The organism is Arthrobacter sp. Y3221160, from assembly GCF_059092585.1.
In genome coordinates this window covers 476,653-494,931 of sequence record NZ_JBNHHU010000002.1, presented here as the reverse complement: position 1 = coordinate 494,931, position 18,279 = coordinate 476,653, and the positions used below count along the sequence as shown (strand labels likewise).

Here is an 18,279-nt window from a genome sequence, read left to right as displayed (position 1 = left end):
CGGACTCCTTTACTTACGGTGCTGAACTTAGAACTTGAAGCTGACGACTTTGCGCATCCACAGCCCGCCCGCGACGAGCAGGGCTCCGGCCACGAACAGCAGGGAGAAACCGAGCGGGCTCTGGGTGAAACTATCCAGGTAGCCGGGGCTGGACACGAACAGGAACGCGCTGAGTCCAAAGGGCAGGACCATCAGGACCAAGGCGGAGATCCGTCCTTCGGCGCTGAGCGCCTTGACCTGGCCCCGGATCTGGGAGCGCTCCCTGATCGTCTGGCCCACCTGGTCCAGGACCTCGGCCAGGTTGCCACCTACCTCGCGGTGGATATCTATGGCCTGGGCGACCCAGTGGAAGTCTTCGCTGCCCATCCTGTCGGCGGTATCGTGCAGCGATTCGCCGAGGTCTCGACCCAGCCGCGTTTCGTTGACCACCCGCCGCAGCTCTTCGGACGTCGGTGCCGCCGATTCGGCGGAGACCGCGTCCACGGCGCGCAGCAGGCTGTGGCCGGCACGCAGTCCGCTAGCCAGCAGCTGGAGCGTGTCGTCGAGCTGGTCGGCGAAGGCCGTCCGGCGCCGGCCGGCGCGGAAGACCAGGACCGCCTTGGCGACGGCCGGGGCCGCAACGGCCAGGAGCAGGCCGGTGGCGGGTCCGGCGAGCATAAGCCCGAGGGCCCCGCCGACCACGGCACCCGACAAGACCAGGATCACCAGTTCCGCCGGGCTGAGCCTCAGCCCGGCGGCTTCGAGGGCGCCAGCCATCGCCGGGGCTTCCCGGCGGCGGGCCAGGAGCCGTTCGATGGCAGCGGTGGAACGGGCGGCCACGTCACTGAGCCGGGAGCCCTGTTCCGGGGCGCCACGGCGGGCCGGCGAAAGCCTCAGGGACCGCGTGCCGAAGGCGGCCGACACCAGCAGGGCCAGCGAGCCGTAGCAAAACAGCATCCCTACAACCAGGACCGCCGGGGTCATCGCGTCGCCGCCTGGGGGCGCAACGGGCCGGCGGCCGGCTCGAAGATGTCGGCCGGCAGGTCGATGCCCAGTTCCCGGAACCGGTCGGTAAACCGGGGACGAACCCCGGTAGGCATGGGTTTGCCCAGGAACCTGCCGCTGCCATCCACACCGGCACTGTAGTCGAAGACAAAGGCGTCCTGCAGCGTCACGATGTCGCCTTCCATGCCCTGTACCTCGGTCACATGCGTGACCCGGCGGGTACCGTCGCGCAGGCGGGTCAACTGAACGATGACGTCCACCGCGGAGGCGATTTGTTCCCGGATCGCGCGCAGGGGCAGGTCCATCCCGGCCATCAGCACCAGGGTCTCCAGGCGCGCGATGGCGTCCCGGGGGGAGTTCGAATGCACCGTGGACAGCGATCCGTCGTGCCCGGTGTTCATGGCCTGGAGCATGTCCAGTGTTTCTCCGCCGCGGACCTCGCCCACCACGATCCGGTCCGGCCGCATGCGTAGCGAGTTACGGACGAGGTCGCGGATGGTGATCGCGCCCTTGCCCTCGATGTTGCTCGGGCGGCTTTCCAGCCGGACCACGTGGTCCTGCTGCAGCTGCAGTTCCACGGCGTCTTCGATGGTGACGATGCGTTCGCCGGCTGGAATGAAGGAGGAGAGCACGTTGAGCAGCGTGGTCTTCCCGGTGCCGGTGCCGCCGGAGACGATGATGTTCAGCCGTGACCGGACGCAGGCGTCCAACAACGCGGCCATTTCCGGGGAGAGCGTGCCGAAACCAATGAGGTCCTGGATCTGGAAGGGGTCGGCGGCAAACTTCCGGATGGTCAGGGAGGACCCGTTGACCGCCAGCGGCGGGATGACCGCATTCACGCGCGAGCCGTCGGCCAAACGAGCGTCAACGAGCGGCGACGATTCGTCGATCCGGCGGCCGACCCTGGACACGATGCGTTCAATGACCCTGCGCAGCTGGTCCTCGGACAGGAACCGGGCCGAACTGCGCGAGAGCTTGCCCTTGTGCTCCACGTAGATCATGTCGGGTCCGTTCACCATGATTTCGGAGACGTCCGGATCCTCCAGCAGCGGCTGCAGCGGACCGTAGCCGAGCACGTCGTCGCTGACTTCGCGGATCAGGCGCTGGCGCTCCTGATGGCTGAGCGAATTCTCTTCTTCCTCGACCACCTTGGCTAGCTCCTGCTGCACCACGAGATGCAGCTTGTCCTCATCCAGGGAAGCATCCAGCAGCCGTGATCCCATGCGTTCGAAAAGGACCGTGCTCGCACGTTCCTTCATCTTGGACAGGGCATCCTGCGCCGGGGGAAGGGCGGCCGGGGGAGCCGTGCGGCCGGCAGCGGCCGGCTGCGCCTCGGCCACTGTGGACAAAGCCGTCGCCGCCGTCGCCGCCGCCGGAACAGCGGACGCGGAAGCAGCCGGTGCCGGTGCCGGCGCTGTGGTGGCGGGGGCAGCGGGCGCGGCCGCATGGTGGCGGGCGGGGGGAGCTGTCGGGGCGGTGCCGTGCACTGCCTGAAGCCGTTGGGCAAGGTTCATGGCTATCCTCTTCGGTGACGACCGCGGCGCTTGAGCAGGCCGGCCGGGGCGGGGGCAAAGCGGTCCACCACCTTGTGCAAGGCGCGGGCCGCAGGATCGCGCGGGGAGCTTTCGAGCACCGGCACGCCTTGGTTGGTGGAAATCCGGACCGCGCGGGTGTCCGGGATGACGTCGTCGACTTTGCAGCCGAGGGTGGTCTCCGCATCGCGGCGGGTGAGCCCGTCGCGCGGATCTGCCCCGTTCAACACGATGTGGCGGGTGAGCGGTTCCATGCCCAGCTCGCGCAGGATTTCCAGCTCCTTTCGGAGCCCGCGGATGCTGGGAACGTCCATGCCGCCCACGAAGATATAGTCCGTGGCGCGATCCAGCGCGGCCAGCGTGTGCTCCGACAGCCCCGGGGACGTGTCGATGATGACGTGCGCGTACTGCGCGGCCAACTGGTCGAGGAGCAGCGATACCTGCTCGCCGGTGACCTGGTCGGCATCGGCCGGGGACGGCGGTGCACACAGCGCATACAGCCCGCTGGGGTGCCGGGCCAGGAAAGACTTGAGCACAATGCTGTCCTTCTGTGCGTGCGGCTGCACGGCGTCGACCAGGGAATGTTCCGGCTCCAGGCAGAGCGCGCTGGCCACGTCGCCGAACTGCAGGTCCAGGTCGACGATGACGGTCTGCTGCTCCGAGGCGACAGCCAGCCCGACGGCGAGGTTGGTCGCCACCGTGGTCTTCCCGGCGCCGCCCTTGGGGGAGACGACGGCGACGACGCGGCCGTGCGCGGCCTGGCCATCGGACGAGGGAACGCTGTGCCGCCGGTGGCTGGCGCTGCGTACCGCGCGGTGCAGCAGTGCGGCCATATCGCGGACATCGGCGTGGGGAGCCACGACGTCGCGGATGCCGGCACGCATGGCGGCCAGCACGACGTCGGGGCTCGGCGCCGCGACCAGCAGCACCGAAACCTCGGGCCGCTGCGACTCGAATTCGGCCGCCAGGGCCAACGCCTGACCGGTGGCCAGACCGGGGCCAAGCACCACGGCATCCAGGAGCTGCGGGTTGGACAGCACGGCGAAGACATCGTTGGGTTCGGTGGGGAGGCCCGCGCCGTTCCACAGCTGGGTATGGCCAGCCAGGGAACCTACCGCGGCGGCGGCGAAGCGATGTTCGAAGTCGGCGTCTGTGCCCACCAGTACGTAGCGGCTCATTTGTAGACCTCGTCCGTGTCGACCAGACGCGTTCCCTTGTCGCTGGCGTCGGCCGGTTCCTTCGAGAGCCAGGTGCGGGCAAACTCCTGGGCGTACACGATCTTTTCGGCGTCCGGTGCCTTGACCGCCAGGGTGACCAGCACGTTGTTGGCGGGGACGGTGGCATCGCCGGACTCAGCGGCGACCGCCACGCCCTGCACCCGGGTGACCAAGACTTTATGCAGGGTCAGGTGCGTGACGCCCTTAGTGTCGCCGGGGCCATCTTCCATCGAGACGAAGACACCCACGGTGTCGCCGGCCTTCAACTGCCCGCCCACAACGCGGGCAGGGTCCAGGGAGATGGAGAGTTCTTGCATGCCCTCGGGGACGGCGACGGTTCCCGCTTCCTGCAGGTCCGAGGGCGGGGCAAAGCGGGCGGCCAGCAACTGTTCGCCGGCGAGCAGGTCGACGGTGGCGACCTGTCCGGTGAGCTTCTGCACGTCCGTTACCACCCCGGCCGCCGCGACCTTGGCCGGAACTAGCTCGGCCGCAACGTACGCGCCGAGCTCTTCGGCGGGCGTTCCGGCCGGCACGTTCTCTGCGACCACCAGGACCTCCACCGTTTTGGTGCCGGCCAGGGCGCGCTGATCGGCGCTGCCGATGTAGGCGAGGACCATCATGGTTCCGACGACGGCCATCAGCAGGGCCGCTATGGCCCCGATAATTCTCTTTTTCACCGACGGTGCTCCTAATGGACAAGCGTGACGAGGGAGGCGCCGAAGGTGTTGTTGGCGCCGCCGAAGATGAAGTCTTGTTCGCCGGCGTCGAGCGTCACGAACGTTTCGAACTCGCCGATCAGTGCCCGGCAGCTGCCGGTGCACTGCACGGAGGCCGGGCTGAGGTTGTTGTGGGACGTGCTGCTGAAGTTCCAGCCGGCGACCTTGAAGGCCGCGAACCCGATGACGTGGTACCAGCCATTCGTCCCCTGGCCGCCGACCTTGTCATACAGCGGCAGCAGGACGGTGGTGCCGGCAATCTGCTGCAGCATGTTGGTCTGCTTGCAGGCGGACGGCACGTCGTTACCCGTATCGCTGGCGACTTCAGGATCGACGGGGAAGCCCGGAAGGCCGGTCGCGCCGATGTTGATCTTGGCCTGGCACGGCCGGGCCGGATCTTGCTTCAGCCAGCCGAAGCCGCCCGGAATCGTGTAGTCCGTCCCGGTGCTGCCCGGCACCGTTGAGCTGGAACATCCAGACGTGTGGTTCAGCCCGTTCGGGTTGAATTCCACCCGCTGCAGGCCGCCATCGAGCATGCCCACGAACTGGCAGTAGGAAATGGCGATGGGGAGGACGGATGTGCCAGCGACGGGGGCTCCCCAGCGGGCCTGGGATTCAGTGGTAATGGAGGCGGAGTCGCCGAGGCCGAGGATGGGCGCGAAGTGTTGGGCCAGGAAGTGGCCGTCGGAAGACCGCGTGGTGGTGGTGACCGTCGCGGTGGCAGCGGCGGGATCCAGTTGGACGCTGGCGTTGGCCAGGCCGTCGTTCGCGTTCTGGCTGGCGAGCGACGTGGCGAGGGCCGTGAAGTCCGCATCGCAGTGGCCTGCCGCGCAGTTCTGGGCGACGGCCAGCGCGCCGGCGTCGGCGCCGTTCTTCAACTGGGCGCGCTCGAAGTACAGGGCCCCGATGTCCACGACGACGGCGGCCATGCCGAGCAGGACCACCATGAAAAGGGCGGTGGTGACGGCCGTGGCGCCGCGTTCGTCGCTCAGACGCTGCACTGCATGACTCCTTTGCCGGTCAAGGTGATGCTGGCCCCGAAGAGGCCGGAGAGAGAAGCCATGGGGTAGGCCACGGTGACCGTGGCGACCGATCCCGGAGCACAGACACCGGTGGCGCTGGGGGAAACGGCGACGGTGACTTGCTCCGGTGCAATCCGCGGGTTTAGTGCAGGGGCCGAGGCGATCACTGCCGCCCGGGATTCCGCCGCGCTTGACGCCGTGCCGTTGATGGTCATGACACGCGCCCCGTCCCGTGCCGCTGCGGTGAGCTGCATCTGGGCGTTGTAGACGCGTCCGAACTCGACGATCCCCAGCAGCAGCAACAACAGAACGGGCAAGACCAGGGCGAACTCGACGGCTGCCGCCCCGCGTTCCGATGTCATGCGCTTCATGTGTTGCTCTTTCACGGTTCGGTGGCTGGGACGGGAGCGAACGGTGCCGCCGTCCCAGCCACCCAGGAGGTGGATTTGTCCAATCCAGATGAACTAGGAGCCGGATTGGTTAGCCGCCGATGGTGCCGGTCTTGCTGCCGTCGAGGTTGAGCTTGCCGCCCAGCCCGCCGAAGAAGTCACGCAACTGCGGGCCGAAGATAGTCAGGCCGGCGATGAGAACGACGGCGATCAGGCCCACCATGAGGGCGTATTCGACGGCGGTGGCGCCGGTCTCCTCGCGCTGGAGGCGGTTCTTCACGGTGAAACCGAGGGTCTGGAGGGTGGCGATGATGGAAAGCATGAGAACTCCTGTGCGATTGAATCGCTGGCATTCTGGCCAGCGGCCGGCTGGCACCTCGCCAGCTCTTCAAGAAAATTAGCAAGCCGAAAGCCCCCAAACGGCCGGCTTTTGCCTATCCTGCGACACCTGCCGGGGAATGCTTCCCTGCATGGGTAAACGGTGCACTTTCGCTGCGTTTTAATGGTTTTTCCTGCGGAAAAGGCGGGAACATAAGACCCCCTTCCACCCGCTCGGAAGACCCGCTTCCGCTCGTCGAAAGGACCACCCAGCCGCCGCCGTCCCCCTGCCGGTTCCCGCAGGCCAACTCTCCCCACACATCATCGACTATTCGGACGACGCCGCTTTTCGGGCCTGAAAGGGGCGTTATCTGACTTCTCGATCGTGGGGCGGGGTAGGGGGTGGGGCGAGATGGGGCAGGGGCTGCAGCGGGCGTGCCGGGGTCAGGCGGAGCGGGCGGCCTCGAGCTGCATCTCCAGGCCGGCGATCAGCGCCTCAAGACCCAGCCGGAAGGCCGCGTCGGCAGCCGAGCCAGCGGGGCCGGCATCCTGCGACCGCACGGCGGAGGTGAAGGCCGGGTTCGCCGCGGCCAGCTCGCCCGATTCGAAGATGTCCGCCGGCGCGGTCACGTCGAAGGCCGAGCCGAAGATGAAGGACTCCAAAGCCACGATCGCCGGCACGACCTGCGGCTCCGGCCAGCCGGCCTTTAGGAAGCCGGCGGTGACGGCCTCGTACATGGCCAGAGTGTGCGGTGCGCCGGTGACTGGCAGCACCGCGATCACGGGAATCAGCGGGGCGTGGTGGGTGAAGGCGTCGCGGTAGGACCACGCCCAGCGGCGCACCGCGTCCGCCCACTCCAGGTCGGAAAACACGCTCACGTCCACGCCGGCCATCACGTGGTCCTGAAGGAGCAGCAGCACGTCGTGCTTCGACGCCACATGGTTGTAGAGCGCTGACGGGGCCACCCCGAGGGTGCGCGCCAGGGCCGACATGGTGAGCCCCTCGTAGCCGCGCGATTCGATCAGGCCGAGCGCCGCCGTCGTCATCAGTTCCTTGGACAGCAGTTTCTGCACGGGGCGTCCGGCGGGGCGGTTCCCGTTCCGGACGGAGGCGTCCTCGCCGGCTGGGCGTGCTGTTACCACGGGCTCCCTCTTCCCTCGGCCGTGCGGGCCGCGGCGGTGCGGCCTGTAGGGCCATCCTACGCAACGCTTTCCGAACGTCCGTGGAGGCACCGGTTTTCAAAACGCTGTGGCACGGGTTACAGTGTTGACGCTAAATGAATGTCGTTCATTTAGCGGGCGGGGCCAGACACCAAGCGGCCGGACCGCCACGGCACGAATGGGAGTTGAACACAGTGAGCAAGTTGAAGCGGGACGTAGTAATCATCGGCGCCGGGCCCTCCGGGCTGACCGCGGCCCGGGACCTGAAGCGGGCGGGCATGTCCGTGGCCGTGTTGGAGGCGCGTGACCGCGTGGGCGGCCGCACCTGGACCGACGTGGTGGACGGAGCCATGCTCGAAATCGGCGGACAGTGGGTCTCACCGGACCAGACGGCCCTGCTGGAGCTGCTCGACGAGCTGGGGCTCGAGACTTACAGCCGCTACCGCGACGGCGAGAGCATCTACCTGGACCCCACGGGCGAAGCCAAGCGCTACACCGGCGCCATGTTCCCGGTCAGCGCCTCCACGGAGTCCGAGATGAACCGGCTGATCGGGCTGCTGGACGCCCTGGCCGGCGAGGTCGGCGCCGACGAACCGTGGGCCCACCCCAAGGCCCGCGAGTTGGACACCATCTCCTTCGACCAGTGGCTGCGCCAGCAGTCCGCGGACGAGGAAGCCTGCAACAACATCGGCCTGTTCGTGGCCGGCGGCATGCTGACCAAGCCGGCGCACTCGTTCTCGGTGCTGCAGGCGGTGCTGATGGCCGCGTCCGCCGGCTCGTTCAGCAACCTGGTCGACGACGAATTCATCCTGGACAAGCGCGTGGTGGGCGGCATGCAGGAGGTCTCCGTGCGCCTGGCCGCCGAACTGGGCGACGACGTCGTGCTCAACGCACCCGTGCGCGCGCTGCGCTGGAACGACGACGGCGTGACCGCCACCGCGGACGGCGTCACCGTGGAGGCCCGCTACGCCGTGATGGCCGTGCCGCCGAACCTGTATTCGCGTGTCTCCTACGACCCGCCGCTGCCGCGCCGGCAGCACCAGATGCACCAGCACCAGTCCCTGGGCCTGGTGATCAAGGTCCACGCCGTCTACGAAACGCCGTTCTGGCGGGCCGACGGCCTCTCGGGAACGTGCTTCGGCGCCAACTCGGTGGTCCAGGAGGTGTACGACAACACCAACCACGGCGACCCCCGCGGAACGCTGGTCGGCTTCGTGAGCGACGAGAAGGCCGACGCGATGTTCGAACTCAGCGCGGGGGAGCGCAAGGCCGCGATCCTCTCCGCTGTCGCCGACTACCTGGGCCCGGCCGCGCTGGACCCGGTGGTGTACTACGAGTCGGACTGGGGATCCGAAGAATGGACCCGCGGCGCCTACGCCTCCAGTTACGATCTGGGCGGCCTGTCCCGCTACGGCAAGGACCAGTCGACCCCGGTGGGACCGATCCATTGGTCCTGTTCCGATCTGGCCGGCGCCGGCTACCAGCACGTGGACGGCGCAGTGCGGATGGGCCGCGCGACCGCCGCCCGCATCCTCGCGGCACACACGGCCGACGACGGTGAGCTCGTCCCTGCTGCCGGCCGGGAGGGCTAGGCATGCGGCGTTATGTTGTTGCCTACACCGCCACGGACAGCGGACGCGAGGCGGTCAACCTCGCGACGGCGCTGGCGCGCCGGCAGGGTGGCAGCCTCGACCTGGTCATGGTGCTGCCCGAATCCTCGCCCTACTCGGGCGCCTATCCGCGGCCCGAATCGGGCTTCGGCGGGATCCTCTCCGACCAAATCCGGCAGTGGCTGGCCGAGGGACTGGACCTGGTGCCCGACGACGTTCCGGCCCGCGCCCATGTTCGCCCCGCCAACTCCAACGCCGAGGGCCTGATTGCCGCGGCCGAGGAATTCGGCGCGGCGCTGATCGTGATCGGTGCCGGGCGCAACAGTGTTTTCCGCCGCTTCAGCGTCGGCACCGTCGCCAGTGGACTGCTCCACGCGTCCACGGTCCCCGTGGCGTTGGCGCCGCGCGGCTACCGGCGCACCGACTCCGTCTCGCGGATCACGGTGGGCATCGGCAACCGGGCCGGGGCGGACGAGGTCATGCAGGTCGCCTTGAATGCCGGCCATCGGCGGGACCTGGACCTGCGGCTGCTCTCGCTGGTGCCGCTGGATTCCTCCGACGCGGACGCGGTATCCCGCGCCGAAACCCACGTGAAGGAACGGCTGGCAGAGGCAGAAGCGGTGCTGCCCGGCCGGGTGACCGCCGGCGTCGCTGAGGGCCGCTCGATCGAAGACGCCATCGACGCGCTGGAGTGGGACGACGGCGAAGTGATGCTGATCGGCTCCAGCCGGCTGGCGCCGCACAACCGCATGTTCCTCGGGGCGACGGCCAGCAAGGTGCTGCGCGCGCTGCCGGTGCCCATGGTGGTGGTCCCGCGCGGCTACCTGGGCGCCCCACAACTTACCGAAGATCCCGGCGAGCCCACGGGGCCTGAAGATTCCGACGGCGCCGGCCGCAAGGAGGCATGACCATGACCACTACCATCACCAAGCCCGGGCGTACCGCGGGCGGACTGAGCCGGAAGGGCCTGAAATCCGGTTCGGTCGGCCTGCTCGGCGCCGTCGTCATCGGCGTCTCCTGCATTGCCCCGGCGTACACGCTGACCGGGGCGCTCGGCCCCACCATCGCCGAGGTCGGCGTGCACCTGCCGGCGATTTTCCTGGTGGGCTTCATCCCGATGCTGCTGGTGGCCCTCGGCTACCGGGAACTGAACAACGCCATGCCGGATTCCGGCACGTCCTTCACCTGGGCCACCCGTGCCTTCGGTCCCTGGGTGGGCTGGATGGGCGGCTGGGGCCTGATCGCCGCAACGGTGATCGTGCTCTCCAACCTGGCGGCGGTGGCGGTCGACTTCTTCTACCTGATGCTCGCCCAGCTCACCGGCAACGCAGCGCTCGCCGACCTGACCAACAACCTGCCGCTGAACATCGCCACCACCTGGATCTTCATCGGACTGGCCTGCTGGATCTCGTACCGGGGCATGGAAACCACCAAGACCTTCCAGTACGTGCTGGTGGCGTTCCAGGTGGTGGTGCTCGTCTGGTTCGCCGTGGCCGCCTTCGGCCACGTGGCGGGAGGCACCGCGTTCGACGCGCTGGAGATCTCCGCCGACTGGTTCAACCCGTTCGGCGTCGAATCCTTCTCGGCCTTCGCAGCCGGCATCTCGCTGTCCATCTTCATCTTCTGGGGCTGGGACGTCACCCTCACCATGAACGAGGAGACGAAAGACCCGGAAAAGACGCCGGGCCGTGCCGCCGCGGCAACCATCATGGTCATCGTCGTGATCTACATGACCGTGGCACTGGCCGTGCTGGCCTACGCCGGCGTGGGCACCGAGGGCCTGGGCGCCGGCAACCCGGAGAACCAGGAGAGCATCTTCGCCACGCTCGCCGGTCCGGTGATGGGACCGTTCGCCATCCTGATGTCCCTGGCCGTGCTGAGCAGTTCGGCCGCGTCGCTGCAGTCCACCTTCGTCTCGCCCGCCCGGACCATGCTCGCCATGGGCCACTACCGGGCGCTGCCGGCCGGTTACGCCACGATCAGCCCGAGGTTCAAGTCGCCCAGCTACGCCACCGTCGCGGCCGCGGTGGCTGCCGGCGGCTTCTACACCGTCACCCGGATCATGTCCGAGAACGCGCTGTGGGACACCATCACCGCGCTGGGCATGATGATCTGCTTCTACTACGGCGTCACCGCCCTGGCGTGCGTCTGGTACTTCCGGGCCGATGCCTTCGCCTCGCTGCGCGGCTTCGGGCTCAAGTTCCTGGCGCCGCTGCTGGGAGGGGTCATCCTGCTGGTGTTGTTCGTGCAGACGGCCGTGGACTCGATGGATCCTGCCTACGGCTCCGGTTCTTCGATCGGCGGCCTGGGCCTGGTATTTGTGCTCGGCTGCGGCGTGATCCTGCTCGGGGCGGTGCTGATGGTGCTCATGTACCGGCGCAACCCGGAGTTCTTCCGCGGCGCCACCCTGCGCCAGGGAGTGGCAGCCGACGACGTGGCGGACCGCGGCTGACCGAAGAGGACGGCCGTCCTCCGGGAACCGTCGACGGCGGTGCCTCCCCACGCGGGGCGGGGCACCGCCGTCGTGCTAGCCGCAGTACCGCCGTCGTGCTTGCCGCAGTGATGGCGGCGGTACGGCGGGGGCATTAAGGGCCGGGCAGGCGCCGTGGCGGGCTGGCATGGCCTCCGCGCGGGCTTGTGGCTACAGTGGCACACAGCCGACCGGAGGTATCCATGAGCGCAGCGCACGACTACACGCCGGACTCCGTCGCGGACCTCGCCGCACAAAACGGGCTGGCCATCGATCCACGCTCCGTCCGGTTCAACGAAGCAGGGCTGGACTACCTGGTGGCCTATGCCACCGCCCATGACGGCAAGAAGTGGGTGCTCAGGATCCCGCGGCGGCCTGACGTCGCATCGAAGATGGCCGACGAGGCCAGCATCCTGAACCTGGTCAAGAACAGGATTTCCGCCGCGGTGCCGGACTGGCGGATCCGGAACCGTGGCCTGGTCGCCTACCCCGAACTGCCGGGCGAGCCGGGCCTGACGCTCGAGGACGGGGAGCCCGTCTGGCACTTCGACCGCGAGTCTCCCGCCTACTGCGCGTCGTTGGGACGGCTGATCGCCCAGCTGCAGCGCATCAGCGCGGACGAGGCGCGGCAGGCCGGCATTCCGGCTTTGACGGCTGCCGAGGTCCGTCAAGAGATGCGAACCAACCTGGACAAAGTGAGATCGGAGTTCCGGGTGGCGGCGGACCTGCTGCGACGGTGGGACGCCTGGCTGGGCGACGACAGCTATTGGCCGGACTTCACCGCTTTCAGCCACGGCGAGCTGTACCCGGCCCACCTGCTGCTGGACGAGAACGCCGAGATCCGGTCGGTGCTGGACTGGACGAGCGCCAGGGTGGGGGATCCGGCCCTGGACTTCAGCCTGCACTACATGATGTCCACGCCCGAGGCCTTCGAAATGACCGTGCGGACCTTCCGGGAAGCGGGCGGCCGGGTGCCGCAGCGGCTGGCCGAGCATTGTGCCGAACTGGTTTCGGCCGGTCCGATCAACTACGGGTTGTATGCCATGGCCACCGGCGACCCGGACCTCCAGGCGGCGGCCGCCGCCCAGCTGGATCCGTCCCGGGGCTGACCGGCAACCGCGAAGCTCCGCCCGAGCGCGGGCAGCGGGCGGCGTGTGGCAAGAATAATGGCCGGCGCCCGTTCGCTGACGCCGGCCATTGGATGGTGGGGCCGCTACTTCCGGCGGCCTTTGCCCTTCTTGAGCGGGTTGCCCTTGGCCAGCGGCGGGGCGGTGCAGGCCGATCCCGTCGCTGGGTCTGCCGCCCGGTTTTCGGCGACGGCAGGCCTTTCCCCGCCCGGTGCCGCCGCAGCCGGGGCGCCGGGCATGGCTTCGGCTTGCGCCGTGGGGGCAGCGAGTGCGTAGACCGGCCGCGCATCGGCGTCGGTGCGTGCGGCCTCAAGCTGCAGTCGGGGAGCCGCGGACGGCAGCGCAGCGAAGGCGCTGCTGGCCGCCGGGGACATGGTGCTGCCGGCCGCCGGCCCAGTGGCGCTCCGTGCCAGGCTGCCGGACGCGGCCGGAACCGGCCCGATGTCGTCGGCATGCTCGAACAGAACCTCGGTGAACCTGTCGGCGTAGCCCAACCGCTTGACGATCAGCCAGACGGAGGCGCCGACAATGACCATCGTGGCGATCACCGCGATCCCGGTGCCGTAGATACGCAGCAACGCGTTGACGGGGGAGAGGGCGTGGACGGGGGCGGTGTCCAGCAGCCAGACGATGGACCAGAACACGGCCGTACCGGCCAGGGTCAGCAGCGGGAACAGCAAACCGGCGGTACGTACTTTCTGGGTCAGCAGCTGCCGGGTTGCGGTCAACCGTGTAGAAAGCGTATGCAGATCGTGTTTGCCACCTTGCTCAAGAGCCTTCGATGACATCGCCGGTCGTGTTCCTTTCTGAGTCGCTTCGGGTGGACGCTTCACCGCGCAGCAGTTGCTCGGCGAAGCGGGTAAAGAATTGGGCAAAAGCTTCGCGGTCTTCGTCGGACCAATCCGCCAGGATTTCATCGACGACGGCCGCGCCGGCCTTGCCGATGTTCCGGTGCATCCGCCGTCCGGCCGTGGACGCCGTCACCAGGGTGGCCCGGCCGTCGTCCGGATCGGACTGTTTGTCTACCAGCCCTTTGTCCTCCAGGCGGCGGACCTGCGGGGTCATGGTGGATTTGTCCACGCCCTGCTGCGAGGCCAGTTCCGAGACCCGGACGGGGCCGTTGTCGTCGATGTACTCGAGCAAGGCCACGTCGGTGGGCGTCAGGCCAACCTCGCGCGGGTCGAACAGCTGTTTTCGCGTCTCCGCATGGGATGCCCAGCGCACCACTTGAGCCACGGCGTCACGGATCATGACGCCCGGATCGGGCTGTTTGCGGGAGTTGGCGGGCATGCCTCAAGTTTAGCCGTTTCCGTTTGGTTTTGCCAATCAAACCAAACCGGCGCTTTCGGGGGGCTGGCCGGCACCGGTTCCGGGCAGGGAAGCCGGCCTAGGAGCGCGCCCGGGAACCCGGAAATACCGCCGGGGCTCACGGTTGAGTTGTCCGGGCCAAGGGTCCGACGACGGGTGGCGGATCGGGGCGCTTTGCGAAGGGTTTGCCCGCTGCCCACCACGCCGTTTCGCAGACCCAGAGCAGCAGGGCCCCGGCGGCGGCTGCGGCCAGCACGGGCGAGAACAACGCGAACGCCGGAGCCAGGACGGCGACCACCGCCCAGTCGCGGCTCCAAGCCAAACAGAGGGCGCCGGTCAGGAGGACAGCCGCGGCCAGGGGCAGCAGGCCGGCGCCGGTTGTCGCGAGCACGGCGCCGGCCAGCAGCCCGACGGCACCTGCCCCGACGGACGCCGTCAGCAGCCGGCCGCGGGCGCCGCCATGCTGAAGGTAAGCCTGGACCGTCACCACCGCCCACATGAGCCGGGCGCGCAAGGCGGCCACCCCGGTGTCCAGCAGTGCGCGGCGGAATTCCTCGTCGTAGATGCGGCGCAGCTGCAGCGCCTGGTCGCCCGGCATGCTGGAACACATCGTCGTGCGCTGGTCGTGAAGCAGGGCCGGAGCGGTCTGCCGTCCGTAGCTGGCGATGAGTCCCCACATCCAGGTGGGCACCGACGCCAGGTCGGTGGAATTGTGCTCGAGCCCGGCGGAGAGATCGTGCGCCTCGATCCGGACCACGGGGGAGGTTGTTTCCGCCCGGTAGAAAATCGGCGCCGCGAGCTGGAAGCATCTCTTGGTGCGCTGGACCAGGGGAATGGCCGTCAGCGCTTCGGTGGCGGAGGGGTCCTGGTAAAACGGCATGCGGCCAGTCTTACATCCGGGGCGGACGTTCCGCACGGGTCCTCTGCGGAATGCGCGGCCTGTGAGCCGATACGCGCCGCGGCCGTGGGCCCGCCCGGTGGTACCTTCGCGGCGGCGGTCGTGGCACACTCGTGCCATGAGCCCTGTGAGCCGCAAGCGCAAGCCGAAAAAGCTGAAGAACAGCCGGTTCGGTGGCCGGCAGGGCGGGCCGGCCGGCGACCCGCTGCTGGAGCTCTACCGCGAGTTGGAAGGGCCGTTCGCCGACACACTGGACTCGCCCAGCCCCATCGACGCCCATTCCTTGGCCGGTTACCTGCTGGACCTGTGGGACACGGCCGACGCATCCGGCCAGCAGCGCCGTCATGAGTTGTTTTACGCCTGGCTGGATTTGGCCGAGGACCGAACCGGCCCCGGGACCGTGCCGATGCTGCGCGCGCTGGCCTTCCTGATCGATCGTCCGGACATGCGCCGCGACGCCGAAACCCTGGCCGACCGGCTGGTGGCCGACGGGTTCACCGAGCCGGAATGGGCCAAGCATCCGGTGGCCGTGACGGCCCTGCACCGTTATGCGGACGTCTTCGGCGACGAAGCCAACATGCTCTTCGAATTCACCACCGGCACCGAGAAGGTGGGGCTGCTGGCACTGCTGGACGGCAACATCTTCGGCGGCACGGTGATGGAAACCGGGCTCGTGGACGATCCGGCCGCCGCGCTCAAAGACCTGAACGCGGACGCCCAGGAAGCCGGGCTGGTGCTCGACGCGGACGCAGACCTGACCGGCGCCGCGCTGGACGCCTGGGAAGGACTGGATGCCTCGACGGACCTGCCGGAGCACATGGTGGACGAGGACTTCGGTGCGCGCCGCTGGGTGGCCCAGGCGTGGCTGCGGACGATCATCGAGCTCGCGGACGACACCGAGGACGAGAGCGAAGACTGGCTCTCCGACGAGGACTATGCCGAGCTCGACGACGCCGAGGCGGGGGCAGGGGCAGTGGCGGGGACAACTGTGGCGGGCACCGGGGCCGAGGCCGCCGACGCGCCCGCCGCCGGCGCGCTGCCGTCCGGCGGCGGTGAACCAGGGCCTGTCCGGGAAGAAGAACTCGAGGCGCTCCGCCAGGAGGAAATCGAGGAGACGGCCGCCCGCTATGTGCGGGAGACCGGGCGCGATTCGCCCGCCGAACGCGCCATGCTGAACCTGGTTCTCGGCTACGGCTGGGACTACGACGGCGGACGCCTCACCCGGGTGAGCCCGGTCAAGCTGGATCTGATCAGCGAAACCGTGCTGGCCGAAGGGGGACTGGAGCCGGTTGACCCGGGCGAGGTGACCGCCTTCCTGCACCGCTGGGTGGACTGGTGCGCACCGCGGGAGGAACTGTCCGCGCATGCGGCGGCCGTCCTGCACCGGCACCTGGACGGGAGCTAGGAACCTGGCCGCTCCACGGCAGCTGGTGGCCCGCCCCCATCACCCGTTCGGCCCGGTCACCGTTTGGCGGCCGGAACCCGAGCACCGGTCCGGTCAGAAGCGCGCGGCGGCCAGTTGGTCCGGGTCCGCCCGGTAGCCGAGCACCAGGTCGGGATCCAATCGCACGGTCTCACCGTTGGCGATGTAGCCCCGCGGCGTGCCGTGGAGGAGATTCAGCGTGAGCCGCAGGATCGTGCCGTGGGCCACCACGATGATGTTGCGGCCCGGGTAGGTGCGGAGCACTTCCTGCAGGCCGGCTACGCCGCGCGCGGCCACCTCGCGTTCGGGCTCGGCCTGCCGCATGAGCGCGTCGATCTCCGGCCGTTCCAGGCCGCGCAGCACGGTGCCTTCGATTCCGCGGTAGTCGCGCTCCGAGAGGTCCGGCACGGTTTCCGCCAACTCCAGCCCCACCCGGCTGCCGATAAGGCGGGCGGTCTCCATCGCGCGGCCCAACGGCGAGGACACGATGACGTTCCAATCGCTCTCGGCGAGCCAGCCGCCGGCGTCCAGCGCCTGCCGTCTGCCCACGCTGTTGAGCGGCACATCCGTATGCCCCTGCAGCCGGCCCTCAGCGTTCCAGTCGGTCTGCCCGTGACGTACCAGTGCCAGCACTTTTCCCCTTTTTTGCCCGGTGGATGGGACGGTTCCCGCAGTGACTTGTCCCCTGATCAACCATAGCCCGGCGGCGGTGCGCGCCGGCTCGGATGCGGCTTCCGGAAGGCGGGGGAACTTCCAAGCGCGGCAGGCTGAACGGCATGGGGAGCGCGGGTGACGGCAGGGTAAACGGTTCATGAGAAAGCCCTCATGCGGCTGTCATGTTCGTTTCATTGCGGATGTGTTGACTCATTCCTGACGGACCCAACAACCAAGGAGCAGGCCATGACCATCACAGATCTCCCCGCAGGCACCGCTGGAACAACAGGACTCGAAGCACTAGGAACCCCTGCAGCACCGGCGGCCGGCGCGGCGGCGGAGGTTTTCTCCGTTGCCGCATCGGCCGTCGGTGCGGCCGAGGAGCTTTTCGGCCCGGCGGCCGCTCCGGTGGACCCGCAGCGGCTGCGCCGGGCCAAGAAGGCGTACACCACTCGGTTCCTGGCCGAGCGTCTCTGCCTCGACGCCACCGGCTACCAATTGCTCCAGGCCGCCCCGGCCGCCGGCGACGTGGTGCTGGCCCGGGTCGTCGAGATCGGCAAGCACACCCGCTTGGAGAGCCCGGCCTCACGGCGGCAGGCAATGTTCGTCGGCGACGAGATCCTGGTGGCCTACGGCAACCGGTACGCGCCGGACCAGTTCCTGGCGGTTGTACCCGCCGACCTGTCGGAATGCTCGCTGGTGGCCGGCGGCGGACTGGCGGCGCGGGTGCTGGAACAGCACGCCGGCATCGACATGGCCACCCGCATCCAGCCCATCGGCCTGCTGGCACGGGACGGGCGCGCGGTCAACCTGGCCGACCTGGCGCCGCACTCGATCGGTGCCGGCACCGCGCTGCCGGGACGGCCGCCGGTTATTGCGGTGCTCGGCACGTCCATGAACTCCGGCAAGTCGACCACGCTTGGCTGCCTGGTCAAGGGCCTGACCGCGGCCGGCCTGCACGTGTCCGCGGGAAAGGCCACCGGCACCGGCGCCGGCAACGACCCGCTGCTGTTCGCCGATGCCGGAGCCGCGAAAGTGCTCGACTTCACCGACTTCGGCTTCCCGACCACCTACCTGCTGGACTACGAGCGCGTGCGCGGCCTGCTCACCAGCCTGATCGACGCGCTGACCACTTCCGAGACCGACGTGGTGGTGGTGGAAATTGCCGACGGCGTCTATCAGGGCGAAACGGCCCGGCTGCTGGCCGACCCGGTCTTCCATGCCGCCGTGGACCACGTGGTGTTTTCCGCGGCCGACGCCCTGGGCGCCACCGCCGGCGTGGCCGTCCTGCGCGATGCCGGCGTCAGCGTGCCCGCCGTCTCCGGCCTGCTGACCGCCTCGCCGCTGGCCGCCCGGGAAGCAGCCGGCGTCATTGATGCCCCGGTGATCAACACCTACGACCTGTGCGACCCGGCGACGGCCCTGCAGCTGCTGCCGGAGCGGAGGTAAC

18 protein-coding genes are annotated in these 18,279 nt (G+C 68.8%); 6 read left to right on the top strand and 12 right to left on the bottom strand.

From position 1 onward, the window contains the following. Window positions 1-27: 27 nt before the first annotated feature. The 8 genes from AC5RWG_RS15210 to AC5RWG_RS15175 form a co-directional block, all read right to left on the bottom strand. On the bottom strand, window positions 28-963 hold the full coding sequence (locus AC5RWG_RS15210) for a type II secretion system F family protein (RefSeq protein ID WP_494167262.1): 936 nt from the start codon (window positions 961-963) through the stop codon (window positions 28-30). Next, window positions 960-2,498, bottom strand: coding sequence for a TadA family conjugal transfer-associated ATPase (locus AC5RWG_RS15205; protein ID WP_494167261.1), 1,539 nt, complete (start codon window positions 2,496-2,498; stop codon window positions 960-962). Before AC5RWG_RS15205 ends, AC5RWG_RS15210 begins: the two co-directional genes overlap by 4 nt. Before the next feature lie 2 nt (window positions 2,499-2,500). Next, window positions 2,501-3,694 carry a CpaE/TadZ family protein gene (locus tag AC5RWG_RS15200; protein ID WP_494167260.1) on the bottom strand — a complete coding sequence of 398 codons (1,194 nt, stop codon included), beginning with the start codon at window positions 3,692-3,694 and terminating at the stop codon, window positions 2,501-2,503. Beyond that, the gene (gene cpaB / locus AC5RWG_RS15195) at window positions 3,691-4,410 is read right to left on the bottom strand and encodes a Flp pilus assembly protein CpaB (protein ID WP_494026138.1); all 720 of its coding nucleotides are present in this window, start codon (window positions 4,408-4,410) and stop codon (window positions 3,691-3,693) included. The genes AC5RWG_RS15200 and cpaB overlap by 4 nt, the downstream gene beginning before the upstream one ends. 11 nt (window positions 4,411-4,421) lie before the next feature. Continuing rightward, entirely contained in the window at window positions 4,422-5,450 is a 1,029-nt protein-coding gene (locus AC5RWG_RS15190; RefSeq protein WP_494167259.1) for a pilus assembly protein TadG-related protein, read from the bottom strand. Then, window positions 5,438-5,842, bottom strand: coding sequence for a TadE/TadG family type IV pilus assembly protein (locus tag AC5RWG_RS15185; protein WP_494167258.1), 405 nt, complete (start codon window positions 5,840-5,842; stop codon window positions 5,438-5,440). The genes AC5RWG_RS15190 and AC5RWG_RS15185 overlap by 13 nt, the downstream gene beginning before the upstream one ends. Window positions 5,843-5,951: 109 nt before the next feature. Next, the gene (locus AC5RWG_RS15180; protein ID WP_494139764.1) at window positions 5,952-6,182 is read right to left on the bottom strand and encodes a Flp family type IVb pilin; all 231 of its coding nucleotides are present in this window, start codon (window positions 6,180-6,182) and stop codon (window positions 5,952-5,954) included. 440 nt (window positions 6,183-6,622) lie between these two features. Further along, the gene (locus tag AC5RWG_RS15175; RefSeq protein ID WP_494001556.1) at window positions 6,623-7,321 is read right to left on the bottom strand and encodes a TetR/AcrR family transcriptional regulator C-terminal domain-containing protein; all 699 of its coding nucleotides are present in this window, start codon (window positions 7,319-7,321) and stop codon (window positions 6,623-6,625) included. 212 nt (window positions 7,322-7,533) lie between these two features. Here AC5RWG_RS15175 and AC5RWG_RS15170 point away from each other — a divergent pair, with 212 nt between their 5' ends. The 4 genes from AC5RWG_RS15170 to AC5RWG_RS15155 all read left to right on the top strand — a co-directional run bounded on the left by AC5RWG_RS15170 (window position 7,534) and on the right by AC5RWG_RS15155 (window position 12,528). Then, window positions 7,534-8,931 (top strand): flavin monoamine oxidase family protein, encoded by a 1,398-nt coding sequence (locus tag AC5RWG_RS15170; protein ID WP_494167257.1) that lies wholly within the window; start codon window positions 7,534-7,536, stop codon window positions 8,929-8,931. Window positions 8,932-8,933: 2 nt separating this feature from the next. Next, entirely contained in the window at window positions 8,934-9,857 is a 924-nt protein-coding gene (locus AC5RWG_RS15165) for a universal stress protein (protein ID WP_494167256.1), read from the top strand. 2 nt (window positions 9,858-9,859) lie between these two features. Then, complete coding sequence (locus tag AC5RWG_RS15160) at window positions 9,860-11,401, top strand: APC family permease (protein WP_494167410.1); 1,542 nt, start codon at window positions 9,860-9,862, stop codon at window positions 11,399-11,401. Window positions 11,402-11,622: 221 nt separating this feature from the next. Beyond that, window positions 11,623-12,528 (top strand): macrolide 2'-phosphotransferase, encoded by a 906-nt coding sequence (locus tag AC5RWG_RS15155; protein ID WP_494167255.1) that lies wholly within the window; start codon window positions 11,623-11,625, stop codon window positions 12,526-12,528. A 104-nt stretch (window positions 12,529-12,632) separates the two neighbouring features. On the opposite strand, the gene AC5RWG_RS15150 is transcribed toward AC5RWG_RS15155, so the two are convergent. The 3 genes from AC5RWG_RS15150 to AC5RWG_RS15140 all read right to left on the bottom strand — a co-directional run bounded on the left by AC5RWG_RS15150 (window position 12,633) and on the right by AC5RWG_RS15140 (window position 14,734). Next, window positions 12,633-13,274 (bottom strand): hypothetical protein, encoded by a 642-nt coding sequence (locus AC5RWG_RS15150; protein WP_494157701.1) that lies wholly within the window; start codon window positions 13,272-13,274, stop codon window positions 12,633-12,635. Between the two features lie 40 nt (window positions 13,275-13,314). Continuing rightward, window positions 13,315-13,836 carry a MarR family winged helix-turn-helix transcriptional regulator gene (locus AC5RWG_RS15145; protein ID WP_494026129.1) on the bottom strand — a complete coding sequence of 174 codons (522 nt, stop codon included), beginning with the start codon at window positions 13,834-13,836 and terminating at the stop codon, window positions 13,315-13,317. Window positions 13,837-13,972: 136 nt separating this feature from the next. After that, window positions 13,973-14,734 (bottom strand): DUF1353 domain-containing protein, encoded by a 762-nt coding sequence (locus AC5RWG_RS15140; protein ID WP_494026128.1) that lies wholly within the window; start codon window positions 14,732-14,734, stop codon window positions 13,973-13,975. 136 nt (window positions 14,735-14,870) lie between these two features. Between AC5RWG_RS15140 and AC5RWG_RS15135 the strand changes: the two genes are divergently transcribed. Beyond that, the gene (locus AC5RWG_RS15135) at window positions 14,871-16,157 is read left to right on the top strand and encodes a hypothetical protein (RefSeq protein WP_494026127.1); all 1,287 of its coding nucleotides are present in this window, start codon (window positions 14,871-14,873) and stop codon (window positions 16,155-16,157) included. A 93-nt stretch (window positions 16,158-16,250) separates the two neighbouring features. Here the strand turns inward: AC5RWG_RS15135 and AC5RWG_RS15130 are convergent, their stop codons facing one another. Then, complete coding sequence (locus AC5RWG_RS15130; RefSeq protein ID WP_494026126.1) at window positions 16,251-16,808, bottom strand: histidine phosphatase family protein; 558 nt, start codon at window positions 16,806-16,808, stop codon at window positions 16,251-16,253. A gap of 267 nt (window positions 16,809-17,075) precedes the next feature. On the opposite strand from AC5RWG_RS15130, the gene AC5RWG_RS15125 reads away from it, so the two are divergent. After that, window positions 17,076-18,278, top strand: a complete 1,203-nt coding sequence (locus tag AC5RWG_RS15125) for a P-loop NTPase family protein (RefSeq protein ID WP_494026125.1) — start codon at window positions 17,076-17,078, stop codon at window positions 18,276-18,278. The last annotated feature ends 1 nt before the right edge of the window (window position 18,279 follow it).

Coding starts and splice junctions, on each gene's coding strand:
- AC5RWG_RS15210 (WP_494167262.1), bottom strand. CDS start 963: ATGACCCCGGCGGTCCTGGTTGTAGGGATGCTGTTTTGCTACGGCTCG.
- AC5RWG_RS15205 (WP_494167261.1), bottom strand. CDS start 2,498: ATGAACCTTGCCCAACGGCTTCAGGCAGTGCACGGCACCGCCCCGACA.
- AC5RWG_RS15200 (WP_494167260.1), bottom strand. CDS start 3,694: ATGAGCCGCTACGTACTGGTGGGCACAGACGCCGACTTCGAACATCGC.
- AC5RWG_RS15185 (WP_494167258.1), bottom strand. CDS start 5,842: ATGAAGCGCATGACATCGGAACGCGGGGCGGCAGCCGTCGAGTTCGCC.
- AC5RWG_RS15180 (WP_494139764.1), bottom strand. CDS start 6,182: ATGCTTTCCATCATCGCCACCCTCCAGACCCTCGGTTTCACCGTGAAG.
- AC5RWG_RS15165 (WP_494167256.1), top strand. CDS start 8,934: ATGCGGCGTTATGTTGTTGCCTACACCGCCACGGACAGCGGACGCGAG.
- AC5RWG_RS15160 (WP_494167410.1), top strand. CDS start 9,860: ATGACCACTACCATCACCAAGCCCGGGCGTACCGCGGGCGGACTGAGC.
- AC5RWG_RS15155 (WP_494167255.1), top strand. CDS start 11,623: ATGAGCGCAGCGCACGACTACACGCCGGACTCCGTCGCGGACCTCGCC.
- AC5RWG_RS15145 (WP_494026129.1), bottom strand. CDS start 13,836: ATGCCCGCCAACTCCCGCAAACAGCCCGATCCGGGCGTCATGATCCGT.
- AC5RWG_RS15140 (WP_494026128.1), bottom strand. CDS start 14,734: ATGCCGTTTTACCAGGACCCCTCCGCCACCGAAGCGCTGACGGCCATT.
- AC5RWG_RS15135 (WP_494026127.1), top strand. CDS start 14,871: ATGAGCCCTGTGAGCCGCAAGCGCAAGCCGAAAAAGCTGAAGAACAGC.
- AC5RWG_RS15125 (WP_494026125.1), top strand. CDS start 17,076: ATGACCATCACAGATCTCCCCGCAGGCACCGCTGGAACAACAGGACTC.